The sequence below is a fragment of the Bacillus sp. NPDC077027 genome, assembly GCF_050269555.1.
In the GTDB taxonomy this organism is placed as follows: domain Bacteria; phylum Bacillota; class Bacilli; order Bacillales; family Bacillaceae; genus Bacillus.
On the sequence record NZ_JBNNIO010000001.1, the window covers coordinates 416252 to 442021 of the forward strand.

19 protein-coding genes, 3 pseudogenes, 2 CRISPR repeat arrays and 1 other annotated feature are annotated in these 25770 nt (G+C 36.9%); of the genes and pseudogenes, 17 read left to right on the forward strand and 5 right to left on the reverse strand.

Annotated elements, in window-relative coordinates:
- Positions 1–81 precede the first annotated feature (81 nt).
- The gene (locus ACQKEZ_RS02310; RefSeq protein WP_427299287.1) at positions 82–1422 is read left to right on the forward strand and encodes a sugar porter family MFS transporter; all 1341 of its coding nucleotides are present in this window, start codon (positions 82–84) and stop codon (positions 1420–1422) included.
- Positions 1423–1495: 73 nt separating this feature from the next.
- On the opposite strand, the gene ACQKEZ_RS02315 is transcribed toward ACQKEZ_RS02310, so the two are convergent.
- Together ACQKEZ_RS02315 and ACQKEZ_RS02320 are read right to left on the reverse strand one after the other, a co-directional pair.
- Positions 1496–1711 carry a hypothetical protein gene (locus tag ACQKEZ_RS02315; RefSeq protein ID WP_427298447.1) on the reverse strand — a complete coding sequence of 72 codons (216 nt, stop codon included), beginning with the start codon at positions 1709–1711 and terminating at the stop codon, positions 1496–1498.
- Positions 1712–1836: 125 nt separating this feature from the next.
- On the reverse strand, positions 1837–2151 hold the full coding sequence (locus ACQKEZ_RS02320; protein WP_427298448.1) for a hypothetical protein: 315 nt from the start codon (positions 2149–2151) through the stop codon (positions 1837–1839).
- A 204-nt stretch (positions 2152–2355) separates the two neighbouring features.
- Here ACQKEZ_RS02320 and ACQKEZ_RS02325 point away from each other — a divergent pair, with 204 nt between their 5' ends.
- From ACQKEZ_RS02325 to cas2, 11 genes and pseudogenes are all read left to right on the forward strand, one after another.
- Entirely contained in the window at positions 2356–2649 is a 294-nt protein-coding gene (locus ACQKEZ_RS02325) for a CotD family spore coat protein (protein ID WP_427298450.1), read from the forward strand.
- Positions 2650–2920: 271 nt separating this feature from the next.
- Positions 2921–3022 (forward strand): CRISPR-associated endonuclease Cas1, encoded by a 102-nt coding sequence (locus ACQKEZ_RS02330; protein WP_427299288.1) that lies wholly within the window; start codon positions 2921–2923, stop codon positions 3020–3022.
- Between the two features lie 590 nt (positions 3023–3612).
- A CRISPR array of direct repeats spans positions 3613–4368; the repeat unit is 32 nt; unit sequence GTCGCACTCTACATGAGTGCGTGGATTGAAAT.
- Positions 4369–4539: 171 nt separating this feature from the next.
- The gene (locus tag ACQKEZ_RS02335) at positions 4540–5118 is read left to right on the forward strand and encodes a TetR/AcrR family transcriptional regulator (RefSeq protein ID WP_427298452.1); all 579 of its coding nucleotides are present in this window, start codon (positions 4540–4542) and stop codon (positions 5116–5118) included.
- A gap of 113 nt (positions 5119–5231) precedes the next feature.
- Positions 5232–6647, forward strand: a complete 1416-nt coding sequence (lpdA, locus tag ACQKEZ_RS02340) for a dihydrolipoyl dehydrogenase (protein WP_427298454.1) — start codon at positions 5232–5234, stop codon at positions 6645–6647.
- A gap of 779 nt (positions 6648–7426) precedes the next feature.
- Complete coding sequence (gene cas3 / locus ACQKEZ_RS02345; protein WP_427298456.1) at positions 7427–9862, forward strand: CRISPR-associated helicase Cas3'; 2436 nt, start codon at positions 7427–7429, stop codon at positions 9860–9862.
- A 77-nt stretch (positions 9863–9939) separates the two neighbouring features.
- Positions 9940–10659, forward strand: coding sequence for a type I-C CRISPR-associated protein Cas5c (gene cas5c / locus ACQKEZ_RS02350; protein ID WP_427298458.1), 720 nt, complete (start codon positions 9940–9942; stop codon positions 10657–10659).
- Complete coding sequence (gene cas8c, locus ACQKEZ_RS02355; protein WP_427298460.1) at positions 10656–12533, forward strand: type I-C CRISPR-associated protein Cas8c/Csd1; 1878 nt, start codon at positions 10656–10658, stop codon at positions 12531–12533. Before cas5c ends, cas8c begins: the two co-directional genes overlap by 4 nt.
- A gap of 3 nt (positions 12534–12536) precedes the next feature.
- Positions 12537–13397 carry a type I-C CRISPR-associated protein Cas7/Csd2 gene (cas7c, locus tag ACQKEZ_RS02360; RefSeq protein ID WP_427298462.1) on the forward strand — a complete coding sequence of 287 codons (861 nt, stop codon included), beginning with the start codon at positions 12537–12539 and terminating at the stop codon, positions 13395–13397.
- A complete protein-coding gene (gene cas4 / locus ACQKEZ_RS02365) occupies positions 13387–14046 on the forward strand; it encodes a CRISPR-associated protein Cas4 (RefSeq protein ID WP_427298464.1) in 660 nt (219 codons plus the stop codon). Before cas7c ends, cas4 begins: the two co-directional genes overlap by 11 nt.
- A pseudogene (gene cas1c, locus ACQKEZ_RS02370) lies at positions 14043–15069 on the forward strand (type I-C CRISPR-associated endonuclease Cas1c). Before cas4 ends, cas1c begins: the two are co-directional and overlap by 4 nt.
- Before the next feature lie 13 nt (positions 15070–15082).
- Positions 15083–15373 carry a CRISPR-associated endonuclease Cas2 gene (gene cas2 / locus ACQKEZ_RS02375; RefSeq protein ID WP_427298466.1) on the forward strand — a complete coding sequence of 97 codons (291 nt, stop codon included), beginning with the start codon at positions 15083–15085 and terminating at the stop codon, positions 15371–15373.
- Between the two features lie 179 nt (positions 15374–15552).
- A CRISPR array of direct repeats spans positions 15553–16711; the repeat unit is 32 nt; unit sequence GTCGCACTCTACATGAGTGCGTGGATTGAAAT.
- A 374-nt stretch (positions 16712–17085) separates the two neighbouring features.
- Here the strand turns inward: cas2 and ACQKEZ_RS02380 are convergent.
- A pseudogene (locus ACQKEZ_RS02380) lies at positions 17086–17241 on the reverse strand (sigma factor-like helix-turn-helix DNA-binding protein); the annotation flags it as partial.
- A gap of 1527 nt (positions 17242–18768) precedes the next feature.
- A pseudogene (locus ACQKEZ_RS02385) lies at positions 18769–19167 on the reverse strand (sigma-70 family RNA polymerase sigma factor); the annotation flags it as partial.
- Between the two features lie 404 nt (positions 19168–19571).
- Here ACQKEZ_RS02385 and ACQKEZ_RS02390 point away from each other — a divergent pair.
- From ACQKEZ_RS02390 to ACQKEZ_RS02410, 5 genes are all read left to right on the forward strand, one after another.
- On the forward strand, positions 19572–21293 hold the full coding sequence (locus ACQKEZ_RS02390) for a ribonuclease YeeF family protein (protein ID WP_427299289.1): 1722 nt from the start codon (positions 19572–19574) through the stop codon (positions 21291–21293).
- Between the two features lie 5 nt (positions 21294–21298).
- Positions 21299–21580: a hypothetical protein gene (locus ACQKEZ_RS02395; protein WP_427298468.1), complete on the forward strand. Its 282-nt coding sequence runs from the start codon at positions 21299–21301 to the stop codon at positions 21578–21580.
- Between the two features lie 287 nt (positions 21581–21867).
- Positions 21868–22332 (forward strand): EndoU domain-containing protein, encoded by a 465-nt coding sequence (locus ACQKEZ_RS02400; protein WP_427298470.1) that lies wholly within the window; start codon positions 21868–21870, stop codon positions 22330–22332.
- Between the two features lie 26 nt (positions 22333–22358).
- Complete coding sequence (locus ACQKEZ_RS02405) at positions 22359–22787, forward strand: hypothetical protein (protein WP_427298472.1); 429 nt, start codon at positions 22359–22361, stop codon at positions 22785–22787.
- 411 nt (positions 22788–23198) lie between these two features.
- Positions 23199–23444: a binding site (T-box leader), on the forward strand.
- A gap of 54 nt (positions 23445–23498) precedes the next feature.
- Positions 23499–25067, forward strand: coding sequence for a 2-isopropylmalate synthase (locus tag ACQKEZ_RS02410; protein ID WP_427298474.1), 1569 nt, complete (start codon positions 23499–23501; stop codon positions 25065–25067).
- 389 nt (positions 25068–25456) lie between these two features.
- On the opposite strand, the gene ACQKEZ_RS02415 is transcribed toward ACQKEZ_RS02410, so the two are convergent.
- A complete protein-coding gene (locus ACQKEZ_RS02415) occupies positions 25457–25726 on the reverse strand; it encodes a YesK family protein (protein WP_427298476.1) in 270 nt (89 codons plus the stop codon).
- Between the last annotated feature and the right edge of the window lie 44 nt (positions 25727–25770).

A 25770-nucleotide genomic window follows, 5' to 3' on the forward strand; every position in this document is an offset into this window, starting at 1 on the left:
TTCTTCTTGAGAGGAGGATCATTTATTCATACTATGTAAGCGTTTTAAAAAGATCGAATACGAAAAATTAGGAGGGATATGATTGTGAGTAAAGTATCGAGTAAATTCATCTTCTTCTTCGGTTCCTTTGCAGGGATATTATTTGGCTACGACATTGGTATTATTGCGGGGGCTGAAGGGCACATTCAACAAGAATTTCAGCTTAGTCCTTTATGGCTTGGGATTGTTGTATCCTCATTGATGGGTGGGGCGATTATCGGCTCCATTTTAAGTGGTTTATTAGGTGATAAGTTTGGTCGTCGAAAATTAATTTTGGTTTCCTCTGTGATTTTCTTTGTTGGTGCGATAGGTTCCGCGATTGCACCAGAAGAAATCACATTGACAATTGCCCGCGTCTTTTTAGGAACAGCGGTTGGGACTGCATCATCCTTAGTGCCTGCTTACATGTCTGAAATTGCTCCAGCAAAAGTCAGAGGCAAACTATCTGGTCTCAATCAGTTAATGATTGTCAGTGGATTATTGTTAAGTTATATCGTCGCATTCGTGTTTGAACCTATTCCGAATAGCTGGCGCTTCATGTTAGGTAGTGCCGCTCTTTTTGCCATCGTCTTATACATTGGTATGCTGAAGCTTCCTGAATCACCTCGTTATTTAGTGAAACATGGTATGGCCAATAAAGCGCGGGAAGTATTATCGTCCCTTCGCCAATCAAAAGATGAAGTGGATGCTGAAATGCTAGAGATTGAAGAAGTCGCAAAGCAAGAGCAATCAGGTATTCGCCAATTGTTCCAGAAGAAATTCCGCATGGCACTAATCATTGGAGTTGGAATGGCAACACTTCAACAAATTCAAGGAGCAAACTCAATTGTATATTATGCAACGAGCATTGCCCGAAATGTTGGATTAGCACCACAGGTAGCTGCCGGATTTACGGTTATTGTTGGGGTGATCTTTGTTGTCACGACTGTGATCTTCTTACAATTTGTTGATCGATTTGATCGTCGTCAAATATTGACGGTTGGAGGCACAGGGATGGCACTATCATTCTTTGCACCAGCTATTCTCGGAGCAATTGGAATGAGTGAGGTCGTGCTAAACTGGGTCACATTGATCGCTCTTTGTTGCTTTATCCTTTGCTATGCTTTTTCTTGGGCACCCATTACTTGGATTATTGTTGGAGAGATATTCCCACTTTCTGTCCGCGGGATCGGAGCTGGTATTTCATCTGCCTTCAACTGGACCGGCTCACTTGCGGTTGGTCTCGTTTTCCCAATCCTTGCCGATCAATTTAGCTTAGGTGTGATCTTCTCTGCCTTTGGCTTTATTTGTATCCTAGGCTTACTCTTCACACGTTTTGTACTTGTAGAAACAAAAGGGAGAAGCTTGGAGCAAATTGAAACAGACATGGCAGCACGTGTTTAATGAAGAGACACTGAGAACTATCTCATGTGAAGGAGAAGAACCATCTACTGATAGAAGAGATGGTTCTTTTAGATTAGACTAATTTCTGCTTTATTTCGTTAGGGAGAAACTCTAATAATTGATCATAATCCGCAGTTTCTAAAACTTCCATCAGTGCAAAATATTTTGCGTAAGTCTGGGCAATCTGGTCTTCATGATGAACTCCATACTTTTCAAGATGCCATTGTGTTAATTCAAGTGCTACATCTAGATTGTTTCGCTGAACAGATTGTATCGTTGTTTCAGTCATAGTTATCACCTCATTGAAGAATGGTTAAAAGTCACATAACGTGGTGAAAATTCACCATCATCAGTTCTTTGGAAGCTACCGCCTCCAAAGAACGAACCCTTCCTTTCTTAAAGGACGATCTTTTTTTATGGCGCAGTACCACAGCTAACTTTGTATTTACTCTTCTTTCCTTTTTTTGAATAGCATAAAAAAGGTGTCATACCGGTTTCACTTTTCCAAGCATTCCACACAATATAATAAAGCTGGCCATCTACTGGGTTAGCGTCTCTTTTTTGAAGAATGGCAAAATAGCTTTGGTATGGATAGCCGCTCTGATAAATTTCATGCCTAATGGCTCCCTTTTCGGATGCATTTGTAAAGAAAATGGGAGAAAGTGGTGGAAGTGCTACTAAAATAATCACGACTGCTAAAACAGATAGAATGATATTGTTCTTGTTCATTTTTGCCTCGTTTCTACTGTCGTATCAAATGGATATCCATATTTTATGTGAAAATTTTCCTCATGTAAATCCTCTTTCATTCGATTTGCTTAAAAAAAATAGTGTTTACGTGGATTTTTTTAAAAGTAGTGATTTATCTAAGACAATCTTTTATCTTTTGCATATGCTGAAGTGTAAGTCAAAACTGTTGAAGGGGTGTATTATATGAGCCGCAACAGATTAGACAATTTTTTCTTTGGTTCTCGTAGAGGAAATAATGAAGAGGTTGAGACGATCGTTTTACCGACAAAAAACATTGTCAATACGACAACAAATGTACGTACTGTAAGACGTATTCATCCAACTCACATTACCAATGTGAATAAAAATATTAAAAGAATAGAAAACTACTACCCCGTTACCCACTCTGTGATAAATGAATGCTATGTTGAAGAATACGATTGTGGTAGCGATCTAAAGAACCCTTGCTGTCGACTGATTAAAAGATGTAACAAATAACGACTCAATGAAATAGGCAGAGACATCCCTAGGGATGTCTTTTTTGTGACAGCAGTTTGGTTTTAAGCATTGAAATGGAGAGAGTAAACTTTTTTTATGACCATTTGTGCTATGACTTAGTGATGATTGTATTGATCATCTTGAATGATTGTATAAAAAGCTAAAGGAGGAGATAAATAAGTGATACATGGAAAGGATGTATTTGCAATGTCAACTAGTTTTGGTGGATGGAAATTTCAAGAAATGCAAGGCTGTCATTTACCTAGATGAGTTGGTTCTTCAACAAAAGGAAGCATTCACTTTTCTTTCTCGCTCAAGGAGACTTTTGCTAGATCGAGTAAATGCCATGCTCTCGTTCACTCATACGTTATGAGCAAATGATGTTACCTCTGCATGAGAAGATGTGGGAATAGACGCATATGTTGGTTAATAAGAAAATGGTCTCACTATTTGATTTTGTATAGAAAACGGAGCAGTTGTGATGACGGACGAGAGACGAAAAACATTTTTGTGGAAATAGCGGTGTTGTAGTATGATGTGAGTACGACAGATAGTGTCGTTCAAAGAAGGCTACGCAAAGTACCAAAAATCTGTCAAAATGACTGACAAGGGTATACAACACTCTGTATTTGAATGCATTGTTCAACCCAATTTGCGGTGTTGAAGATTCAGTTAATAGACGTAATGGGTAAGGACAAGGATTGATCAAGTCGGTAATCAATGCCACAAAAAAGTAGAGCATGTTGGTGCAAAGGAATTCATCATTTGAAAGAACCATTCATTACATTTTTTTGAGTGCGAATGTCAGGTACACATGATTTCCCTGGGGGATTCGCACCAAATATTAATGTTTTTTCGACAAAATCGTTTGCCATTCTATCAATTTTTACTAAAAAAACACGATAGAATTGTTTTTTTGTTTGAAAAATGCCTTATTTTACGTTTTTTTAAAAGAAAAACGCAGTCGCACTCTACATGAGTGCGTGGATTGAAATATAGTCAATCAATCCATCCAAGTCATGATACTTTGTCGCACTCTACATGAGTGCGTGGATTGAAATACCATCCTTAATTGTAGGATGTTTTTCGGTATACTGTCGCACTCTACATGAGTGCGTGGATTGAAATTTACTGGATAGCTGCCTCCTGGTGCCGTCTTTGGTCGCACTCTACATGAGTGCGTGGATTGAAATCTAAACATTGGGCTAAAAACTTGGATGTAACGGTCGCACTCTACATGAGTGCGTGGATTGAAATTTTGGTCTACGTAAGACAATTGAGTCGTGAGTGGTGTCGCACTCTACATGAGTGCGTGGATTGAAATAATCTTGGGTGCTGCTGCCTTTGCTTTACCAGTAGGTCGCACTCTACATGAGTGCGTGGATTGAAATTGTTAGCCAATACAATTAATTAAATGTTCTTTTGTCGCACTCTACATGAGTGCGTGGATTGAAATGGTTTGGTTTAGGAATAGCGGTCTTGGGGAAGTTGTCGCACTCTACATGAGTGCGTGGATTGAAATATAGTGAATCAAAGGCAGTTGAAACTGACAAAAAAGTCGCACTCTACATGAGTGCGTGGATTGAAATAAATAATCAACCAACCTGTAGACATCCGTATTAGTCGCACTCTACATGAGTGCGTGGATTGAAATTGTGCGGCTTGCTTGTACAGCTTCACCGAAAAAGTCGCACTCTACATAAGTGCGTGAATTAAAATACTAGGATCACAGCCATACGCTTCGACTTTATGTAGCTATACTCTATTTAGAGTTGCGAAATTGAGAAATGAATACCTATTTTCACCAAAAATAGATACTCATACTGATCATCCACCCATTCTTTACTGATCATTCTCAATATGATATATTGATTTCAGGAGGGAACTGACATGGCGAGAAGTAAAGAGTTTGATGAAAAAGTAGTATTAGACAAAGCGATGAGATTATTTTGGGAAAAGGGTTATGAAAAAACATCCATGACTGATTTGGTTGATCATATGGGCATTCATCGTAGAAGTTTGTATGACACATTTGGAGACAAACACACGCTGTATTTGCAAGTAATGGATCGATTTGGCTATCTCATTTATACAAGTTTACAAGCAAGAATAAAATATGCTAAAAAATCCAGAGAGGCTCTGCAATTGATCTTTGACTACTTTATTCAAGGAGAAGAAGATTCCCCAGCAGGTTGCTTATTTGTTAATTCTGCTGTTGAATTAGCAACAAGTGATAGAGAAGTTCATGCTAAAACGATGGAAAGCCTTAAAAAAATAGAACATATGCTGATGGAGATTATCACGACTGGGCAAACCAATGGTGAATTTACTTCTGAATGTGATGCCGAGGAACTTGCTGAATACTTGCACAATGTTTTAGTTGGAATAAGGGTCATGGTGAAAACGTCAGTTCCTAAAGAAAAACTTTATCGAATCGCTGAACGATCCATAAAAATGCTTGAAAAGTAAATCAAATTTTTTTCACTTTATTAGAACGATCATTCTCAAATATATTTAACGTGAATGAAACCAGCAATTCTAGACTGATGAAGAAGCATGAAAATTCTTGGAGGTGCAAGTAAATGGATATGAGAGATTTCCCAATAGAAACAGATACGATCATTATTGGTGCAGGGCCTGGAGGGTATGTTGCAGCAATCCGCGCTGCTCAACTAGGGCAAAGAGTGACCATTATTGAAAAGGAGTATTTAGGTGGTGTATGTTGTCATGTCGGATGTATTCCTTCGAAGGCATTAATAACTGCAGGTCATCGCTATGAAACGGCTAAAAATTCAGGGAAATATGGAATTAACGTAGATCATGTAAAGGTCGATTTTTCAAAAGTACAAAAGTGGAAAGCCAATATCGTGAAACAGTTAACTGGCGGTGTTGAAATGCTGTTAAAAGGAAACAAAGTGACGATTGTACGTGGTGAGGCATCCTTTGTAGACAGTCATTCATTACGTGTAAAAGGTGAAAAAGGTGTTCAAACTTATAACTTTAAAAATGCCATTATTGCAACAGGATCGCGTTCAATTGAATTGCCTTCATTTAAATATTCAAAGCGTGTTCTCAATTCAACAGGTGCTCTCAGTTTAAATGACATTCCCCAAAAAATCATTGTCATTGGGGGTGGCGTGATTGGAATTGAAATTGGCGGTGCATACGCAAACTTTGGAACTCAAGTAACGATAGTAGAGGGAGCGGATGACATTTTAGGCATGGGTTTTGAAAAACAAATGTCAGCTATCGTTAAAAAGAATATGGGCAAAAAAGGAGTAGAATTCTATACTCATGCAGTAGCAAAAAGTGTAGAAGAAACATCAATTGGTGTTACAGTCACGTTTGAGGTAAATGGAGAAGAAAAGAAAATGGATGCTGATTATGTGTTTGTGATGGTAGGACGTCGCCCGAATACAGATGGAATAGGCCTAGAACAAGCAGGTGTAACATTGACAGACCGTGGTTTGATTGCCATTGATAAGCAATGCCGCACGAATGCACCTAATATTTATGCAATCGGTGATGTGGTGCCAGGTGTGCAATTAGCACATAAAGCATTCTATGAAGCAAAAATTGCGGCTGAGGCAATTGCCGGACATTCATCGGAAATTGATTATATCAGCATCCCGGCAGTTGTATTCTCTGATCCAGAGCTTGCAACTGTTGGTTATAATGAACAGCAAGCGAAAGAGAAAGGAATTGAAATAGTAACTGCAAAATTTCCGTATTCAGGAAATGGGCGAGCTTTGACACTTGACAGCACTGACGGGTTTGTTCAGCTTGTAACACGTAAAGAAGATGGGCTCCTGCTCGGAGCACAAGTTGTTGGTGCAAATGCATCAGATATCATTTCGGAATTGGGCTTAGCCGTTGAAACAGGTATGACGGCAGATGATATAGCTAGGACAATTCATGCCCATCCAACACTTGCAGAAATGACAATGGAAGCGGCAGAAGTCGCTTTAGGTACACCGATTCATATCATGAATCATTAAACTTTTCCAATTTTGTGTTACTGCTCGATAAACGCAATTAGCTTTTTATAAGCAAAATCTTAAAAAATTTTTAATATAATTACTCCAAATAGGCTACTAAGTTGTATAATTGTATCTGTTTGTATAGGTGTAAATGGACGACTGATTCTGATTTCATAAAGTATGTATGTTTACCTTCTATTAAGCAATTAGAGATGATGACTCGTAAAATAAGACACATTTATGTGAGAATTCATTTTATCTAAAAAGAAAAAAGACTGTATTTGAGAGGCTTCATCAAGAATGATGGCTCTGGAGACCTCGTAACCATACAAATAAGAAAGGCTTTAACCTTTCTATATATGATAAATGAAGATAGTGGTGCGAACCCCAGGTGAACATGAAAACCCTGGGAGATTCGCACCATCTTTTTCGACAAAAAACATCCATATTTTAGCATTTCATTCATTATTTCATAACGAATTGTAATTTTTTAAGGAATGATCATACAAATGATGATATAATTGGTATAATTTACAGAATAATCGCAGTCGCACTCTACATGAGTGCGTGGATTGAAATATCTAGTACATTGTTAACTTGTTCATTTAATTTTGTCGCACTCTACATGAGTGCGTGGATTGAAATTCCTGTAAGGGCATTCCAGTTGATCTCGCCAATCGTCGCACTCTACATGAGTGCGTGGATTGAAATCTGCCTGTGATAAATTTTTTTGAAGTTATGATGAAAGTCGTACTCTTCATGAAGTATACAAACAAAAATCAATCAAGGAGTCAACGATGGACTATATCGCACATGTGAGAAAAGAAGACGGTGCTATTCAAACCGTTTCAGATCATTTATTAGAAGTGAAGACATTATGTGAAATGTTTGGAGATAAGCTTGGCGTTCGCCATTTGGCTGGATTGGCAGGAGTTCTTCATGATTTAGGAAAATATTCTGAAGCGTTTCAGTTCTATATTCGTGAAGCGATAGCGTGCCCTGACCAACCTCCGCAAAGAGGGAGTGTCGATCATTCAACTGCAGGTGGACGTTTACTGTACGAGATGTTTCATGGTTCACCAAATGATCGCTATTATACTCTTTTGGTGGAAATTGTTTCTAATTCGATTATTTCCCACCATTCAGATTTGCAAGATTTTTTAAATCACAAAGCGGAGTCACCTTTTTTAACGAGAGTCAGAGATAAAGATAAGCCAGAACTAAAAGAGTTGCCTTTGATCACAAAGCGATTTTATGAACAGGTGATGGATGAAGTGACTTTTCGTTCATATGTTCAAAAAGCAGTAAATGAATTGAAACAATATGTTCTATCTTCAAAGCGGTCTATTTATGAACAATCGTTTTATTTATCCAAATTTGTTTTCAGTACATTGATTGATGCAGATCGTACCAATTCTCGTCTTTTTGAAGAGAATCGGCAAACGGTTAAACCTGTTCAAATAGACCAGTTATTTAAAACGTTTCATCAAAGGCTGTTGTCCCATTTGGATACGTTTCAATCAACGAGTCATCCAATCAATCAACTGAGAAAAGACATGTCGTTACAGTGTGCAGAACGTGCGAAACACCCTTCAGACATTTATACACTTTCGATTCCTACTGGTGGTGGAAAGACGCTAGCTAGTCTCCGTTATGGGCTTGAACATGCACTTTATAATGGTAAAAAGAAAATTATTTATGTTGTTCCGTATACAACAATTATTGAACAAAATGCAGCTGAGTTAAGAAAAGTGTTACAGGATGATCGACATATTTTAGAACACCATTCTAATGTCGTTGAGAGTGTAGATGGTGTTGCTGAAGATCAAGAAGAACTGGATGAATCAGCTCTCAATCGTAACTATCACTTAAAATTAGCGAAAGACAACTGGGATTCGCCGATTATTTTAACGACAATGGTACAGTTTTTAAATGTCTTTTATGCAAAGGGTAATCGCAATACGAGAAGATTGCATCAAATAGCTGAATCTATCGTGATTTTTGACGAGGTACAAAAGATTCCCACACCTTGTGTGTCTCTATTCAATGAAACAGTAAATTTTCTTAAAGAAAAAGCAAAGTGCAGTGTTGTTCTTTGTACAGCCACGCAACCAGCTTTGCACGTTGTAAAGAGACAATTGAATTTGAAACAAAATGCTGAAATGATTCAGTCAATTGACGAAGTAATCGAAGCATTTCGCCGAGTGGAAATCTTCGATTGTGCGACACAAGAATCGTTTGATCATGATCAATTGCAAGCATTTGTTCAAAAACAATTCCAACGTGTGAAAAGTGTGTTAGTTATTTTAAATACAAAATCAGTTGTCAAAAGCCTGTTTGAACGTTTACAAGCATTAAACTTACCTGTCTATCATTTAAGTACATCGATGTGTGCCGCACATCGTCAAGATATGTTAAGAAAAGTGAATTCCCACTTAAGAAACCAAGAACCCGTTATCTGTGTGAGCACCCAATTAATTGAAGCAGGGGTGGACATAAGTTTTCAATGTGTCATTCGTTCTTTAGCAGGTCTCGATTCTATTGCACAAGCGGCAGGGCGCTGTAATCGGCATGGAGAGAGGGAAAAAGGGCTTGTATACATCATTGATCATCAAGAGGAAAAGCTGACACATTTACGCGAAATACAAATTGGAAGTCAAATTGTCAAACGCATGTTAAAAGACTTACAAATGGATACCTCTGCTTATGGCGGGCACCTTCTTTCTAGGGAAGCCATGAGCTACTATTTCAGACACTTTTATTTACAGTTTGAGACGAAGCTAGATTACCCAATTAAAGCTCTTGAAAAAAGTATGATGGAACTAATAACTGCACCAAAGAATGGACATGACGGTTACCATGCTGCCTATACATTTAAACATGATGAAAAGTTGCCCCTTTGTCTCCCTAACAGTTATAAAACCGCAAGTGATCATTTTCAAGTAATTGACCAGTTAACGACAAGTGTAATCGTTCCATATCAAGAAAAAGGGAAAGCGATCATTGCGGAACTGAATGGTGCAAACCCGACCAATATAACGCAGTTGCTCAATGAGGCTCAACGATACTCCATTAATATCTTTCCTTATCAAAAAGATGAATTAATGAGGCAGGGAGGCCTTCAAAGTTATTGGGAAGGTCAAATCTTTTGTTTGACAGAAGGTGCGTACGATCAAGAACATTTTGGTCTAAATATAGAGAATGATAGTACGATGGAATCAGCAATATTTTAAAATAGGATATATTTACATTTTTAAGAGATAATGATACAGTATTTTGTGGAAAAGTAGTCGTATTAGGAGGTGATGGAATGAGGAATTCAATTTCATTCCGATTATATGGGGATTATGCACTGTTTACTGACCCTTTAACGAAAATGGGAGGTGAAAAATACTCATATCATATCCCCACATATCAGGCGCTAAAGGGAATTGTAGAATCGATTTATTGGAAACCTACACTACTGATGGTGGTTGACAAAATAAGGGTCTTGAAACCGATTAAAATGGAATCAAAAGGGGTTCGTCCAATTGAGTACGGTGGTGGAAATACGCTTGCGCACTATACATATTTGCAAGATGTAGAATATCAGGTGCAAGCTCATTTTGAATTTAATTTACATCGACCTGACTTGGCGTTTGATCGTAATGAACATAAGCACCACAACATATTAAAGCGTGCGCTTCATGTTGGGGGTAGGCGGGATATTTTTCTAGGTACAAGGGAGTGCCAAGCCTATGTAGAACCGTGTGAATTCGGTGAAGGGACAGGCTATTATGACGAGTATGGTGACATTCATTTTGGGACGATGGTTCATGGGCTGAATTATCCTGATGAAACAGGTGGTCGGCATTTAGAGGTGCGATTATGGAATCCTGTCATGAAAGATGGACTTATTGAATTTATACGACCAGAAGAATGCCAGCAAGTGAGACAAGTAAAAGAAATGGATGTCAAACCATTCGAACAGAATCAGATCGAAAGCGTAGAAGAGTTGCTCACTCAAATTAAAGGGGAAATGGGCTCATGAGTTGGCTTTTGAATTTGTATGAAACGTACCAAGAGAATCTCGACCGAATTGGAAAAATAGAAGAAAGATTTTACGGAGATAAATCCAAAACCTTTACACTTCTACCGATTTCGCATACAACACAAACAGCACATATTGAAGTACTAGTGACAGAAGACGGATCATTCCATTCAGCTACAGTTACGAACAAGGAAGATGCAGTGACTGTCATTCCTTGCACGGAAGCCTCTGCTAGTCGTGCTGGTAGTGTTGTTGCCCCATATCCACTACATGACAAGCTCATGTATGTCGCAGGAGATTATGAGGCATATGGTGGAAAGAGGAAAGATCATTTCCATCAATATATCGAAAATTTAGAATCATGGGTTAATTCCTCTCATGCTCATCCTAAATTAAATAGTATTTTAACATATGTGAAACAGAAAACACTTATCCGAGACTTGGTGAATGAAGGTATTCTTCATGTCGATGAAAATCAGCAATTGATAGAAAAGTGGGATCAAAAGTATGGTGAAAATAAACCACAAATTTTTTCTGTTTTAGCAGGTGATCAGCTTAGTGCTTTTATACGGTTTGATGTTCATTCATTCCATGACGTGAGCCGTCAAATATGGAAAGATACAGAGATCTATGAATCGTTCGTTCAATTTTATAACACTTTATTAAATGAAAAAGATGTCTGTTTTGTGAAAGGGGAAGTCATTCCCAAAACAGAACGACATGCAAATAAAATACGTCATGCAGGAGATAAGGCGAAGCTTATATCATCAAACGATACAAGTGGTTTCACATTTAGAGGACGCTTTGATAAAAGTCAGCAAGTGGCCAGTATTAGCTATGAAGTATCGCAAAAAGCGCACAATGCGTTAAAATGGCTAATTCAATATCAAGGCAAAACAATAGACCAAAGAGTATTTCTAGTTTGGCACCATGACCGATTACATACACCTTCGCCTCTTGATGACCCTTATTCATTTGAAGATTTTCCTGTAAAAAAAGAGAGTTTTACTGCAAGAGAGTATGCAAAAGAAGTAGGTAAAGCGCTAGCTGGTTATGAGCATGATCTTCGTCTGAAAAAAAGAGATATTCATATTTTGATTTTAGATTCGGCTACAACGGGTAGGCTTGCTGTACTCTATTATATCAACATGGACAAAGACTTATATTTAAACAGGTTAAATCAATGGTATGTGTCGTGTTGCTGGAGACAGCGATATGCAGAGGGGAAAACGTATATAGGCACCCCAACACCGAAGGATATTGCCTTTGCTATGTACGGTCCTCAAGTGAAGGAACAAATGGTCAAAGAGGTGGTGAGTCGTCTAGTCCCTTATATGGTTGGAGATCAAAAGAATCAGAACATACCAAAAGATATTGTCAATCTTGCATTCCAGCGTGCTTCTAACCCTGTCGCGATGAAAACATGGGAATGGGAAAAAACGCTAGGTGTTGCATGTGCATTAGTCAATATAGAGGAGGGAATGGAAGTGGCTTTAGATCAAACGAATACAGATCGCAGCTATCTGTTTGGACGATTACTTGCCATTGCAGATGTGCTAGAGCGACGTGCTCTTGGACATGATGAACAAAGAGCAACAAATGCGATCCGTTACATGAATGCGTTTTCAAGACATCCAGAGCGCACGTGGACAACAATATACACAGCATTGCAGCCTTACCGAGTGAAACTTGGGACAAGGGGCATGTACTTGGAAAAAGTAATGGATGAGGTTCTTTCTTCTTTTGCAATGGATGACTATACAAATAAGCCATTATCAGGGAAATATATTTTAGGTTTTTCAAGTCAACGACACGAACTTTATCAGAAAAAAGAACAGACAGAAATGAATGGATCTGACGAAAAAGGGGAGTAAACGATGACCACTTTAAACAAAAAAATTGATTTTGCAGTTGTATTATCTGTCCATAAAGCAAATCCAAACGGAGACCCACTCAACGGAAACCGCCCAAGACAAAACCACGAAGGGTATGGAGAAATTTCTGATGTAGCCATCAAACGAAAAATCAGAAATCGTTTATTAGATATGGGAGAATCTATTTTTGTCCAATCAAATGACCGGAAGGCAGATGAATTTGGCAGTTTAAGAGAGCGGGCTGAAGCAGATCCTGATGTTGGAAAACTCCTCAAGGATAAAAAAACTTCTACAGATGAGGTTGCGAGACTGGCATGCGAGAAATGGACAGATGTACGTAGTTTTGGTCAAGTCTTTGCTTTTAAAGTGAAGGGTGGAGGTGTTTCTGTTGGAGTGAGGGGACCTGTCTCAATCCATACAGCGACAAGCGTTGTTCCGATAGATTTAACGAGCATGCAGATCACGAAGAGTGTAAACAGCGAACCTGGTGAGAAAAAGGGTTCTGATACGATGGGAATGAAACATCGAGTGGAACACGGTGTTTATGTTTTTTATGGGAGTATCAACACACAATTAGCTGAGAAAACAGGTTTTACAGAAAAAGATGCACAGAACATAAAAGAAGCACTTTGTACCTTATTTGAGAATGATGCATCATCTGCACGCCCTGAAGGCAGTATGGAAGTAAACAAAGTCATTTGGTGGGAGCATCAATCAAAGATGGGGCAATATTCATCAGCCAAAGTGCATCGTTTGATTCATATAGAGCCATTACATGGTGAACCAAAGTCATTTGAAAAAGACTACCAATTCAGTGTGTCAGAATTAGAAGGTCTACAATATCAGGTACTTGATGGGAAATAATAGAGAAGAAGAATACCTGATGCTGTCAGGTATTCAACATTTTCAGTTTTGCAAAAGGCAATGGGCGCTTATTCATATTGAACAACAATGGGCAGAAAATGTGAAAACCATTGAAGGGCAGCATCTTCATCAAAAAGCAGATAATCCATTTGTGAGAGAAAAAAGAAAAGATAAATTGATTGTCAGAGGAATGCCAATTGTATCTCACGAGCTAAAAATAAGTGGGATTTGTGACGTCGTTGAATTTATTTCACATACAAAAGGCATCTATATTCCTAAATTAGAAGGCAACTACCTTGTTTACCCTGTCGAGTATAAACGAGGGAAGCCAAAACTGAATGATGCAGATATTCTTCAACTCACTGCGCAGGCCATCTGTTTAGAAGAAATGCTTCTTTGTGATATTCAGTCTGGATTCATTTTTTATCATGAAATCAAACAGAGAATTGAAGTGCCAATTACGGCCGAAAATAGAATAAAAATCAAAGCTGTGGTAGCAGAGATGATGAGTTATTTCGAAAGACGCCATACGCCAAAAGTGAAAACAGGAACCTTTTGTAAGAATTGCTCTCTTCAACATATATGTTTACCCAGTTTGATGAACAAAAGAACAGTCAAACAGTATCTTGAGAGGGCGATGGGTGAATGAGGAAGCTGTTAAACACAATATTTATTACCCAACCTGAAGTATATTTAGCTTTAGATGGCGAGAATATTGTTTTGCTCAAGGATCAAGTCAAAGTGGGCCGACTTCCTCTTCATAATATCGAGGGAATTGTTTCTTTTGGATATAGAGGCATCAGCCCTGCTTTAATGGGTTATTGTGCGGAGCATCATATTTCTATTGTTTTTAACAAAGAGTGGACGTTTTTTGGCGCGAGTCACAGGGAAAAGTAGAGGAAATGTCACCTTAAGAAAAAAACAATATCGAATGTCTGATCATCAAGATTTATCGGTTCAAGTTGCAAGGAATTTTATTTTTGGTAAGATATACAATCATAAATGGATGATTGAACGAATGACAAGAGACTATCCACTGAGAATAAACGTCCCGCTATTTAAGCAAACGTCCCAGCACCTTTCAGATATTTTAGCTGATGTGAGAGTGGAGTCAGATTTAGATAGATTAAGGGGCTTAGAAGGACAGGCTGCTTCCGCATACTATCGAGTGTTCGATGAAATGATTCTTCAGCAAAAAGAATCATTCTTTTTCTATTCTCGGTCTAGGAGACCGCCGCTTGATCCGGTAAATGCTATGCTCTCATTTGCTTATACATTACTGGCTAATGATGTAGCAGCATTAGAAGGAGTTGGGCTAGACGCTTATGTAGGCTTCCTTCATAGAGATCGTCCTGGACGAATATCACTCGCTTTAGATGTGATGGAGGAACTGCGAGGGGTATATGCTGATAAATTTGTCCTAACAATGGTGAATAAGAAAATGATCTCGCCATCCGACTTTGTTAAAAAAGAAAATGGTGCAGTCATCATGACAGACGAAGGCCGCAAAACATTTTTAACTGCATGGCAAAATCGTAAACAAGATAAAATCAAGCATCCTTTTTTAGGGGAAAAAATTTCATGGGGACTAGTCCCGCATGCACAAGCACTCCTTCTCGCTAGATTCTTGCGAAATGATTTAGATGAATACCCACCATTACTTTGGAAGTAGGGGATATTTTCATATGATGGTTGTGATTACGTATGATGTCAGTACAATAGACAAAGATGGCCAAAGAAGACTTAGAAAAGTATCGAAAATTTGCCAGAATTATGGTCAAAGAGTACAACATTCTGTCTTTGAATGTATTGTGGATTCTACGCAGTTTGCTACATTGAAGATTCAGTTGTTACAAGTCATCGATGAAGAAAAAGATAGCATCAGATTTTATCAAATAGGCAACCAATATCGAAAAAAAGTAGAACAAGTTGGCGCAAAGGAAACAATTTTTGTAGAAGATCCTTTTATTTTTTAGGTGCGAATGTGAGGTGCACATGAATTCCCCGGAGCATTCGCACCTAAAATGAAAGATTTTTCGACAAATTCTATCTCTAAATATTTCAATTATGTATACTTTTGTGAGTAAAATGATCTTTTTAAATATGATTTTCAATAACAATTGTTATTTTATTTATTTTTTCATTGAAAATCGCCGTCGCACTCTACATGAGTGCGTGGATTGAAATTAGAAATGGCATTAATTCGCCGAGAATTAGAAAGTCGCACTCTACATGAGTGCGTGGATTGAAATATTACCCATTGCACCAATGACTTGGAATACATAGTGTCGCACTCTACATGAGTGCGTGGATTGAAATTAAATCCATCCTCACTGATCGCAATGGCAAAATCGTCGCACTCTACATGAGTGCGTGGATTGAAATTTTACAGGATTAGCTTGGGATAGAGACCCTAACGCGTCGCACTCTACATGAGTGCGTGGATTGAAATAGATGTATCAAAACAAATATCTCGCCAGTTGTCGTCGCACTCTACATGAGTGCGTGGATTGAAATTTGTAACAAGTCATCTATTTTTTTATCAGATGAAGTCGCACTCTACATGAGTGCGTGGATTGAAATTGTTAATGTGTTTACCTGGTCCTCACTGATCGGCAGTCGCACTCTACATGAGTGCGTGGATTGAAATTTTAAAGATGAAAGATCATTTATGCGTAAAATAGTCGCACTCTACATGAGTGCGTGGATTGAAATCTTGGTTCCACGATTACTTAGAAGAGCTTGTAGAAGTCGCACTCTACATGAGTGCGTGGATTGAAATAGTACGTTGTATTGGTTGCCCGTAAGCTATCCTAGTCGCACTCTACATGAGTGCGTGGATTGAAATTCTAATTGATGCTTATGACCGCACATTATCAGACGGTCGCACTCTACATGAGTGCGTGGATTGAAATTGTTAGTCCAAAGCAATAATCATATAGGCTGTCGTCGCACTCTACATGAGTGCGTGGATTGAAATAATCAAACATATGAGGAAGTAAAACAGGAGTCTAATGTCGCACTCTACATGAGTGCGTGGATTGAAATTTTCGCAGTATTACTACAAAGCTATACACCGTATGGTCGCACTCTACATGAGTGCGTGGATTGAAATACTGAATTGGATCGAATGACGTCGGGTTTTCAGCGGTCGCACTCTACATGAGTGCGTGGATTGAAATTTTGATGGATCAATGGTAAAGTGTCCGTCGTTCGTGTCGCACTCTACATGAGTGCGTGGATTGAAATACAATGACTTTTAAAGAAATTAGCGAAGAAGAAGTTGCACTCTACATGAGTGCGTGGATTGAAATGCTTGTGCGGTTTGCAAGGTCAAGACCTGGGTGTAGGTGAAATTTTGAAAAAATAGGACTTCAAGAAAGCTGCTGAATGCTACAGAATGACATTGAAAACCCAAAATGATATTCAAAAAAGGGAGTATCTTTATGAGTAATAGAAAGATTATTTAATTTGTTCCCATTATGTTGCTTGGTGCAGGTATATATGCAGTATCTAATAGTCAGATACAAACTCTAAATTGGAAGAAACTAATCAGAATAACTATCATTCTTCGAAAAATAGTTAGAGGCAAAAAAAGAACGGATAATTGTAAAATAAAACAGGGCTTATGTGGCCTGTTTTCGATATCTAGACGAAAAAGAAAATTGTCATACTTAAAGTTCTCAACTTACTTCTCCTTGTCCCGCTTCTTTTTCCGCTTCTCCGCCCGATAAAATTCATGAAACATCCTCATCAACGCACGTTTCTCAATCTGCGACACATTCCTTCTTGAAATTCCAAGCTCCTTTGCAATTTCTCGTTACGTTTTTTCCTTTTTCAAATTCCTTTTCTGATTTTAAGACATCAATTAATGAAATTTCGAAGAGAGACATCCTTTTTTGTTTTCTTTATTTATGTGAGAATTCATTTTTCAGCAAGGAAATAGATTGTGTTTGACAGGCATTTCAAGTGCATGGGTTAAATCATAAAAATCACAAATCTCTAGGAATGTTTCTTTGAATAATTCTCTTCCTTTCTTATTCCTTTTCTGAAAAATAAGGGTATCAATTATTGATAGTGTCTGAGCTGGAGAGTTAAAGGAAGTGCGTGGTTTAACAATAAAAACCCAAAGTATAAAATAAAACTATGTTTTTTCATATTTATCTAACTTGTTTGTTAATTTGCTAAGTGTGAGTATTGACTTAACTATATTTAGTAAAAAAGTTTCTATCGACAGATAATCAATTTAAATAGAATATAGATTATAAGGTTCACTAGTCATATTATTTGAGAAACTCCTAAAGAGTATAATTTTGTATTGTAATAGTGTTGGTAATTATGATAAAGTGTAATTTATTTACAATTAAATACAAAATTAGGGATATTTATAAATTAGTAGAAAGTTTTTGCTTTGTTGTTTAAGTTTGCTGATTGTATTAACTGCTTTTTCGAGCCCAATAAAAGCACAGAATATATTTCAATAAAGTTAGTTAATGATTTATGGGAAGATAAAGACTTCAAAGCTGCGGAAGTAATTATAAAGTATTTATATACGTACACTAACGTTAGTGGGAAAAAACAATTAAAGTTGTAGAGAAAAAGACTTTAGAAAAAGAACTTGCCAAGCAAGACTATCCCATAACATCTTCTCAACTGGTATCTTAGGTTAAAAAATTAATGAACTAATTGTTAGAGACGAAGTGTTAGCAGATTTTACAACAAAAGTTTCTAATGAACTCTCTCCATTGATAAATAAGGATACTAATAGCGAAATTAGTGTGAAAGGAATTATTACATGTAGTAACGTATTAGGTGCTATTGGATTAATTCATGCTGGCTCTTGGAATTACAGGTGGGCTGTCATATCTACTGCATATTTTTTAGGAAGCACGCTTTGTAAGTAATATGAAAAAGTGAAAAGGAATAGAGGTATAATGAATGATCTTAAGAAGTTTTATTTTTCTTATATTTTTTAGGTATAACAATGATATTATTTTCCCGTTCCTTTATTGGTGAAGAAAACGGATTATATTTAACAATCATTTTCTTGTTTCTTGCAAACTTTACATGTGTTGCTACAGAATATCTTTTGATTAAACATTTTGAAGAAAAAAAACAACTTATTTTTCGTAAGCAAAGTGAATTTCTTCAACATAAACAAGTGCGCAAAGGGTATGTGATTTTTATTGGAAGCCAAATCTTTACCACTTTAGTTATATTTTTTGTTTTTAAAATCGTATTCTAGCTGAATAAATGAAAAGGGGCTGCAGATGATTCTTGCCCCTTTTCATACTGTTATGTTTTAAATTAATTCATACTTAAGAACTGTTAGGCGATGTTCTTATCGTTTATCTTTACCTTTTTTATCTCATCACTTCCCCTTATCCCGCTTCCGTTTCTCCTTCTCCGCCCGATAAAACTCATGAAACATCTTCATCAGTGCCCGTTTCTCAATCCGTGACACATAACTTCTTGAAATTCCAAGCTCCTTTGCAATTTCTCGTTGCGTTTTTTCCTTTTTCAAATCTAGTCCAAACCGCCCGACGATGACTTCCTTTTCTCGGCCATCTAAAATGTCAATGTACTCTTTGACCTTTTCAAGTTCCATGTTGAGCTGGATGGTGTCAATGACGTCTTCGTTTTCTGATTTTAAGACATCAATCAGGCTGATTTCGTTTCCTTCCTTATCTTGACCGATGGGGTCGTGAAGAGAGACATCCTTTTTGGTTTTTTTCAGGGCACGTAAATGCATTAATATCTCGTTATTCATGTCGATTAGGGGGTGCTAGAACAGTGCAGCAATACTGGTTCAGTTCTATATTTCTCATCCTTAATTCTTATTAATTGACCTTTTTGTTTGAAATGTATATTATGTCCTTTCTTTAGATATGAAGAGCTTATTTTTCAAATTTTAAAGAAGTATCTGGTGTGACAGTTCGCATGAGCTTCAGTTTCTTTAGCCACTAAGTATTACAGTTGTTAGAAATTAGAGGTATGCGAAGAGCTGGATTAAAGAAAGATCAATATTACAAATTGAAAAAACAAGCAACGTTTAACCTTTCGACAGCACTTGGAATCATCTAAGTGCTGTTTTTGTATCTTTATTCCTATTTAATGGCTAGAATTGCGTTGGTAAAATTAACCTTGTCAATGAATAGAAGGGAGTGAATTCTTCTGGGGAAGATACTTGATGCCAAAGCACTAACAAGTGCTATGGATACTAGAGTGAAAAATTATCAGGAACTCCGCGAACAAATGATGGATTTAAAAAAGGCACTACAAGGTGTGGCCAATCTCGGTGACGATTTCACTGGTAAAGGTGCAGATAACATTAAAAGCTTTTATAAAGAACTAGCTGGAAATGTGGACATGTTCATCAGTTTCATCGATAAGCAAAAAGCTTTTCATGAAGGCGTTTCTGGAACCCTTGATGATGTCAGTTTTGGTGGCGATACCTTTGTGGAAGAACACTTTTTAGACAATGCAGTACATATGGGAATCAAAAACGCCAAAAGCATTGTGAAGGATCAAAAAAAGGCACTCAAAACCGTTTTTCAAGACATTGATGATCTCATTTCTCTGGAGGTATTTGATAGCCAAACCTTTGATGAAAAGATCGAAGATACGGAAGACGAACGAAAAAAAACAGTAAAAGAGTTAAGAGAACTTGACCAAAATTTACAAGATGAATATGGTTTGTCAGAAACTGAACAGCAGGCTACAATGGCATTGTACGCAGAAATGATGAATGCGACAAATGACGGAAAAGCCATTTCGCCTATGAATTTTGATAAAAAAGCATATCAAAATAGTGAAATCTACAAGGCAAAAAGTGATATTGAGAAACAAACTGCTGAATATCTCAAAATCAAAAAAGAACAAGAAGAAGCCAGAGAGATTGCAAAGGAACAAGAAGCAATTGCCAACCGTCAATGGTATGAAAAGGCGCTCGATTATGGTGGAAATATTGTCAATGAGTTGACCGGAGTGAATGATGCCAAACGTGCGGCAACAGGCGTTGATCCGATCACAGGCGAACAGCTCACTGCAGGTCAGCGTGTTGCCGCAGGTGGCATGGCAGCGGCAGGCTACATCCCAGTCATTGGCTGGGCAGGTCGTATTTTCAAAGGTGGAAAAGCTGTATACAAAACCACCCAAGCCACGTCAGCCGCAGTCAGGGCGGTCGACATTTATAAGACGTCTCAAAAATCCTTTGACGCCTTGAAAACATCCCAAAAAGGCTTATATGGTCTCACCGCAACCAACGGCTTCAGCGAAGCGATCACAGGTCGAGACATGTTTGGGAATAAGGTCTCAAAAGAACAGCAAGAAGCCAGTATGAATGCGGCTCTTGGAATGCATTTGCCATTTGGGACGAAAGGGTTTCATGGGAAGATGGGGATTAAGGGTATAGATGATGCAACCAACAAAAGTAATTTATATAGAGGGGATAGTTTACTACACTCTCCATCTAGACCAAATGGAATTGGTAAACCTCATATATCAAATTCAGGTGATTTAGTACCAGCTAGTAAAGAAGGTTTATATAAAGGACGAGAAGTGACTGTTACAGAGCATATACTTGGAGGTTATAGAAAAGGAGCTAAATCTAATAGCCCTTATACTAGTTTTACAAATAACAAAAATGTTATTGGAAATTATGGAGAAAATGCAATTGAACTAAATATATCAGCTTTAAGGAAAGATATACAGTCTGGAAAGCTAAAAGATGTTGTTATACTTTCTCCAAAACAAATTCAAAAGTTGATTGAAAGAGATGTTATTTCTTCTGATTTTTGGAAGAAAAGAGCGATTAATTGGACTAAAAGGGATAATGAGTATTTGATTAAAGGGGAAGTTCCAAGCCAATATATTGAGGTTTCGCCTAAGGAGTGAGAATTGTGAAATTATACTTTCTAAACGAGTTTTTAGGAGATATACGCGATATTAATGTTGATGGTATGTGGGTGAATGGTGAGATTACCCCTTCAAATGATATAGACAAATTTAATGATTTTTTCGCAGCGCTTGTTGATGAGGAAAATGATTTTGTAGAAACGAATTATAACGAAGAATGGTTAGATGATAACAATTGGTACATTATTGATGATGAAAATAAAAGAAGGGGGATATATATACCGGCAGTTTATCCTGATAGAGAAATTAACTGGCGGTGGAGATGATTTACAGTATGTATAGATTATAAAAAACTTTGATGGGCTAATGCCTTTCAAGGTTTTTGGTGTTTATTGGACTCTTATCCGAGAAAAAACCGACAAAAAGGGGACCTTTTTTCCTTTGTGAATCACCGTATGATGGAGACAAGCAAAACGAACGGAATATTTTGTCCAGAAGGAAGAACCTGCGGACGCTGATCATTGAGCACTATAAATGCCTTGAGTTTTTTATTAGGAGAAGCACTTTTCTTTTATCAACGAAAGAATTTTTTTGTATCTTTATTCCTAGGAAGATGGGGGTTAGGGGTAAAAGTGAAGCTTTTTCCAAAAAAACAGTAATTAGTCCAGAGATAGCAGCTAAGATTTTAGAAGGACAGCGCAAGGTTCCAAAAAATCAATTAATAGGTGGACATTCGTCCAGCGTTAATAATGCTAATGACAAATTTGCAGTTGAAGTATTATCAACAAATGCTGATGGGACAAAAAATGTTGTTTTTACAAAACAGTTTTCTGATGGAAATATTCCCAAAATTAAAAAGAGTACTCTATTTCCTGATTCATGGAACGATGAGCAAATTCTTAAGAGTATTACTGAGGTTGGCAACACTGCAGCTAATTCTTCAAGATTGAGAGATAGAGCGACTTGGCATAGAGCAGCTATTAATGGTGTAGAAATTGATGTAATTAAAGTTGGTAATGATGTAACTAGTGGCTATCCGACAGGTACGGTAAATGCTTCTCGTCCATCAGGTTTTTAACTTAAATTTAATTGGAGGTATTAAACGTGTATAAAGAACTAGATAATCTGTTGTCTGCTGATACAACGGTAGATTCTTGGTACGATGATGGTTGTGTCATAGCAAGTGAGATACTCTTAGAGTTTAGCTTAAATGATTGGGAAAAATTATCAAATCAGATACTTAGTAAACCAATTGAATGGCAACGGAAAATTGCATATTGTTTGGATAATGAGTGCAATGAATATGAACTTAATATTTTAATGACTTTGTTGAATACTAATGATACAGAATTGTTTGAGATTTGTATTGACACATTAAGGAGTTATTCAAGTGAAGTAAGTAAAAAAATGATATTGAATAACCCACAGATTTTAAAGCGTGTAAATCATTTGTTGTCTACTGCTAACCCGCCAGTTAGGATAATTCTCCAAGATTTCCTTTCGAAAATAGATCATACGAGAGGTACATTCTGAGCCTGGATAGCAGCTGGTCTGCGGCAGACGTATTGAGGACAGTTTTTCATTTTACGATGATCGACTGTACTTGGCATCCTCTCGGTGCGTAGTTATCATTCAAAAAAATTAAGTAAAACGTTATAGTAAATGTGGAAAGAATTTATTAACTATTTCGACTGAATGGTTAAATTAGAAATGGCTCAGATTCAAAAAGAGTTATTTATTAAGAACAAAACGAATTACTGAAGTGATAAATGAAACAAAGGATGTTATTGATAAATGGAAATGACCTTTAATTTGTCCAATTAATCAAATTATTAAATAGCCTTTTGCGATAATTACAGAAAAGTTGAGCAAATTAAATATTTCTGAAAATTACAACTTGACAACTTGAAATGACTGATATATCATTTTCTATAATTAAATAATAGATAAGCAAAGATTGGAAATAGTAGAAGGTTTATAAACTCCTTCAGAGAGCCGATGGTTGGTGCGAATCGGTAGTTATACCCTTTGAACTCATCCAAGAGCTACTCTCTGAACCATATAAGTAAGGGATGTCGGATTTCTTCCGTTATAAAGATAGGTGGTGATAGCCACCGAAAATGAGTGGGTTACTAAGTATTTTATATTAACCAATTAGAGTGGTACCGCGAGCAATGCCTCGTCTCTATATTTTTATATAGAGGCGGGGCTTTTTATATTTTATTTAATAAGGAGTGTGTCACCATGTCAAGAAAAATTTGGGTATTTGATACAACATTAAGAGATGGAGAACAAGTTCCTGGTGCAAAATTGAATGTATATGAAAAATTGGAAGTCGCCAAGCAATTAAAGAAACTCAAAGTTGATATGATTGAGGCTGGATTCCCTTCTTCATCAACAGGTGATTTTAACGCCGTTAAAGAAATTGCTAAAAGGATAGGAAATACAGATGATATGATAATTACGGCGTTAGCAAGAGCAGTAAAATCCGATATTGATGCTGTATATAATAGTGTGAAATATGCAAAAAATCCACTAATCCATATTGTTTTAGGTACTTCGGATATTCATGTGGAAAAGAAATTTGGAAAATCGAAAAATCAAATATTAGATATTGGAGTGGATGCTGTGAAGTATGCGAAAACACTCCTACCAGAAGTACAATATTCAACAGAGGATGCGTCAAGAGCTGATTTTGAATATTTATGGAAAACGATAGAAGCTGTAGTAAAAGCAGGAGCTACAATTATTAATATACCTGATACAGTTGGTTATGCTGAACCTCAAGAGTTCGGTGAACTAATATATAAGATAAATGATCGCTTGAAGAATTTGAATGATAATGTGCTTCTAAGTGTTCATTGCCACAATGATTTAGGAATGGCTACAGCTAATACATTGGCAGCAATTAAAAATGGTGCAGAAAAAGTAGAATGTACCATTAATGGAATTGGAGAACGTGCAGGAAATGCTTCACTAGAGGAAGTAGTTATGGCTGTTCATACACGTTCTGAGATATATCAAGCATTTACGAATATTAATACGAAGGAAATTATGAATACGTCGAGGATGGTAAGTGGATTCATGGGACTTGATGTACAAGTAAACAAAGCAATTACAGGGGAAAATGCTTTTGCACATTCTTCAGGTATTCACCAGGATGGATTAATCAAATCAAGAAATACTTATGAAATAATTGATCCTGTCACTGTGGGTCTTGATGACATGGAGCTTGTTCTAACAGCACGTTCTGGACGCCATGCGGTAAAAACTGCTTTTGAAAAATTAGGTATGAATCAATTTTCAAATTCAGAGTTCGAGGAAATCTTTGTAGACTTTCTTGAATTAGCCGATGCAAAAAAAGAGGTATATAATCACGATCTATATGTAATAATTGAAAATTATTACAAAAGAGTAAAGGGGAATAATCAGGACATCAGCCATTACAGTAACAATTTTTATGAGTTAATAGATTTGCAAGTGATCAGTAATACAAAATTTCCTTCTGCTAGTGTGGAGTTAAAGAAGGCTGATCAAATCATAAAGGGAACTGCGATAGGTTCTGGTCCAATTGATGCTTTATATTCTGCAATTATGAATGTATGTGATTTAGATATGAAGTTGATTCAATACGATATTAGAAGTGTTTCAAGGGGGAAAGAAGCACTAGGAAAAGTGAAAATTCAAGTTGAATTTAAAGGGGAAATATATATTGCCAAAGCATCAGATACAGACATCTTAAAAGCAAGTGCATTTGCGTATATTAATGCAATAAATAGTATTGTGGTCGATCATTTACTTCCAGTTAAATAAAAACACAATATGATTTGAAAAGTTAGAAGCTTATCAATGAAGGAAAGAGAAAATATAGTACAACAAATATTGTTTTCAGAAAGTACAAAACTGAACTTCTGCTTTTGAAGTTGCTCTTTTAGTTTTGTTTTTTCAGATATTATGATAAAGATAGTTGACGTAGTCAAACAGCGCATGAATGGACTTGTGATTAATGGTATTTATGTTGGACCTAAAACGAAAGCAGCTCTTGAAAAATGAAAAATGAATAAGCCCTTTTCTTTTTAGAGAGGGTTTTTTTGATCATTCATTTTTCACTTGTAGTTTTTCTGAAAATCTTCTTCACAATGTGTGATCCAAAAAACAAATAAACCAAAGGGTTGTTAAAAAAGATGCCTAAATTTGATTAGTTAGGCATCTTTTTGTTTATCATTAAAAAATTCTGAAACGCTGGTAATAATTATAGCAATAACTGATGAAATCAACAAAGAAACGCTTATTGCCCCTAATCCTAAACCTTCCCATTTTCCCACGAAAAAACTTATGATCAGTAAGATGATACTCACCATCATTAAAATCGCTAGAAATCCATAATGTAAAGGTGAATTCTTTTTTTGAAAGATTAAAGAAATGCCTATTATAATAATTGTAAGGATAGCTGTCATTAGCCAGTAAGACATTTATCTTCCTCCTTGAAGACAGAATGATCAAAAAATGAAAAAGA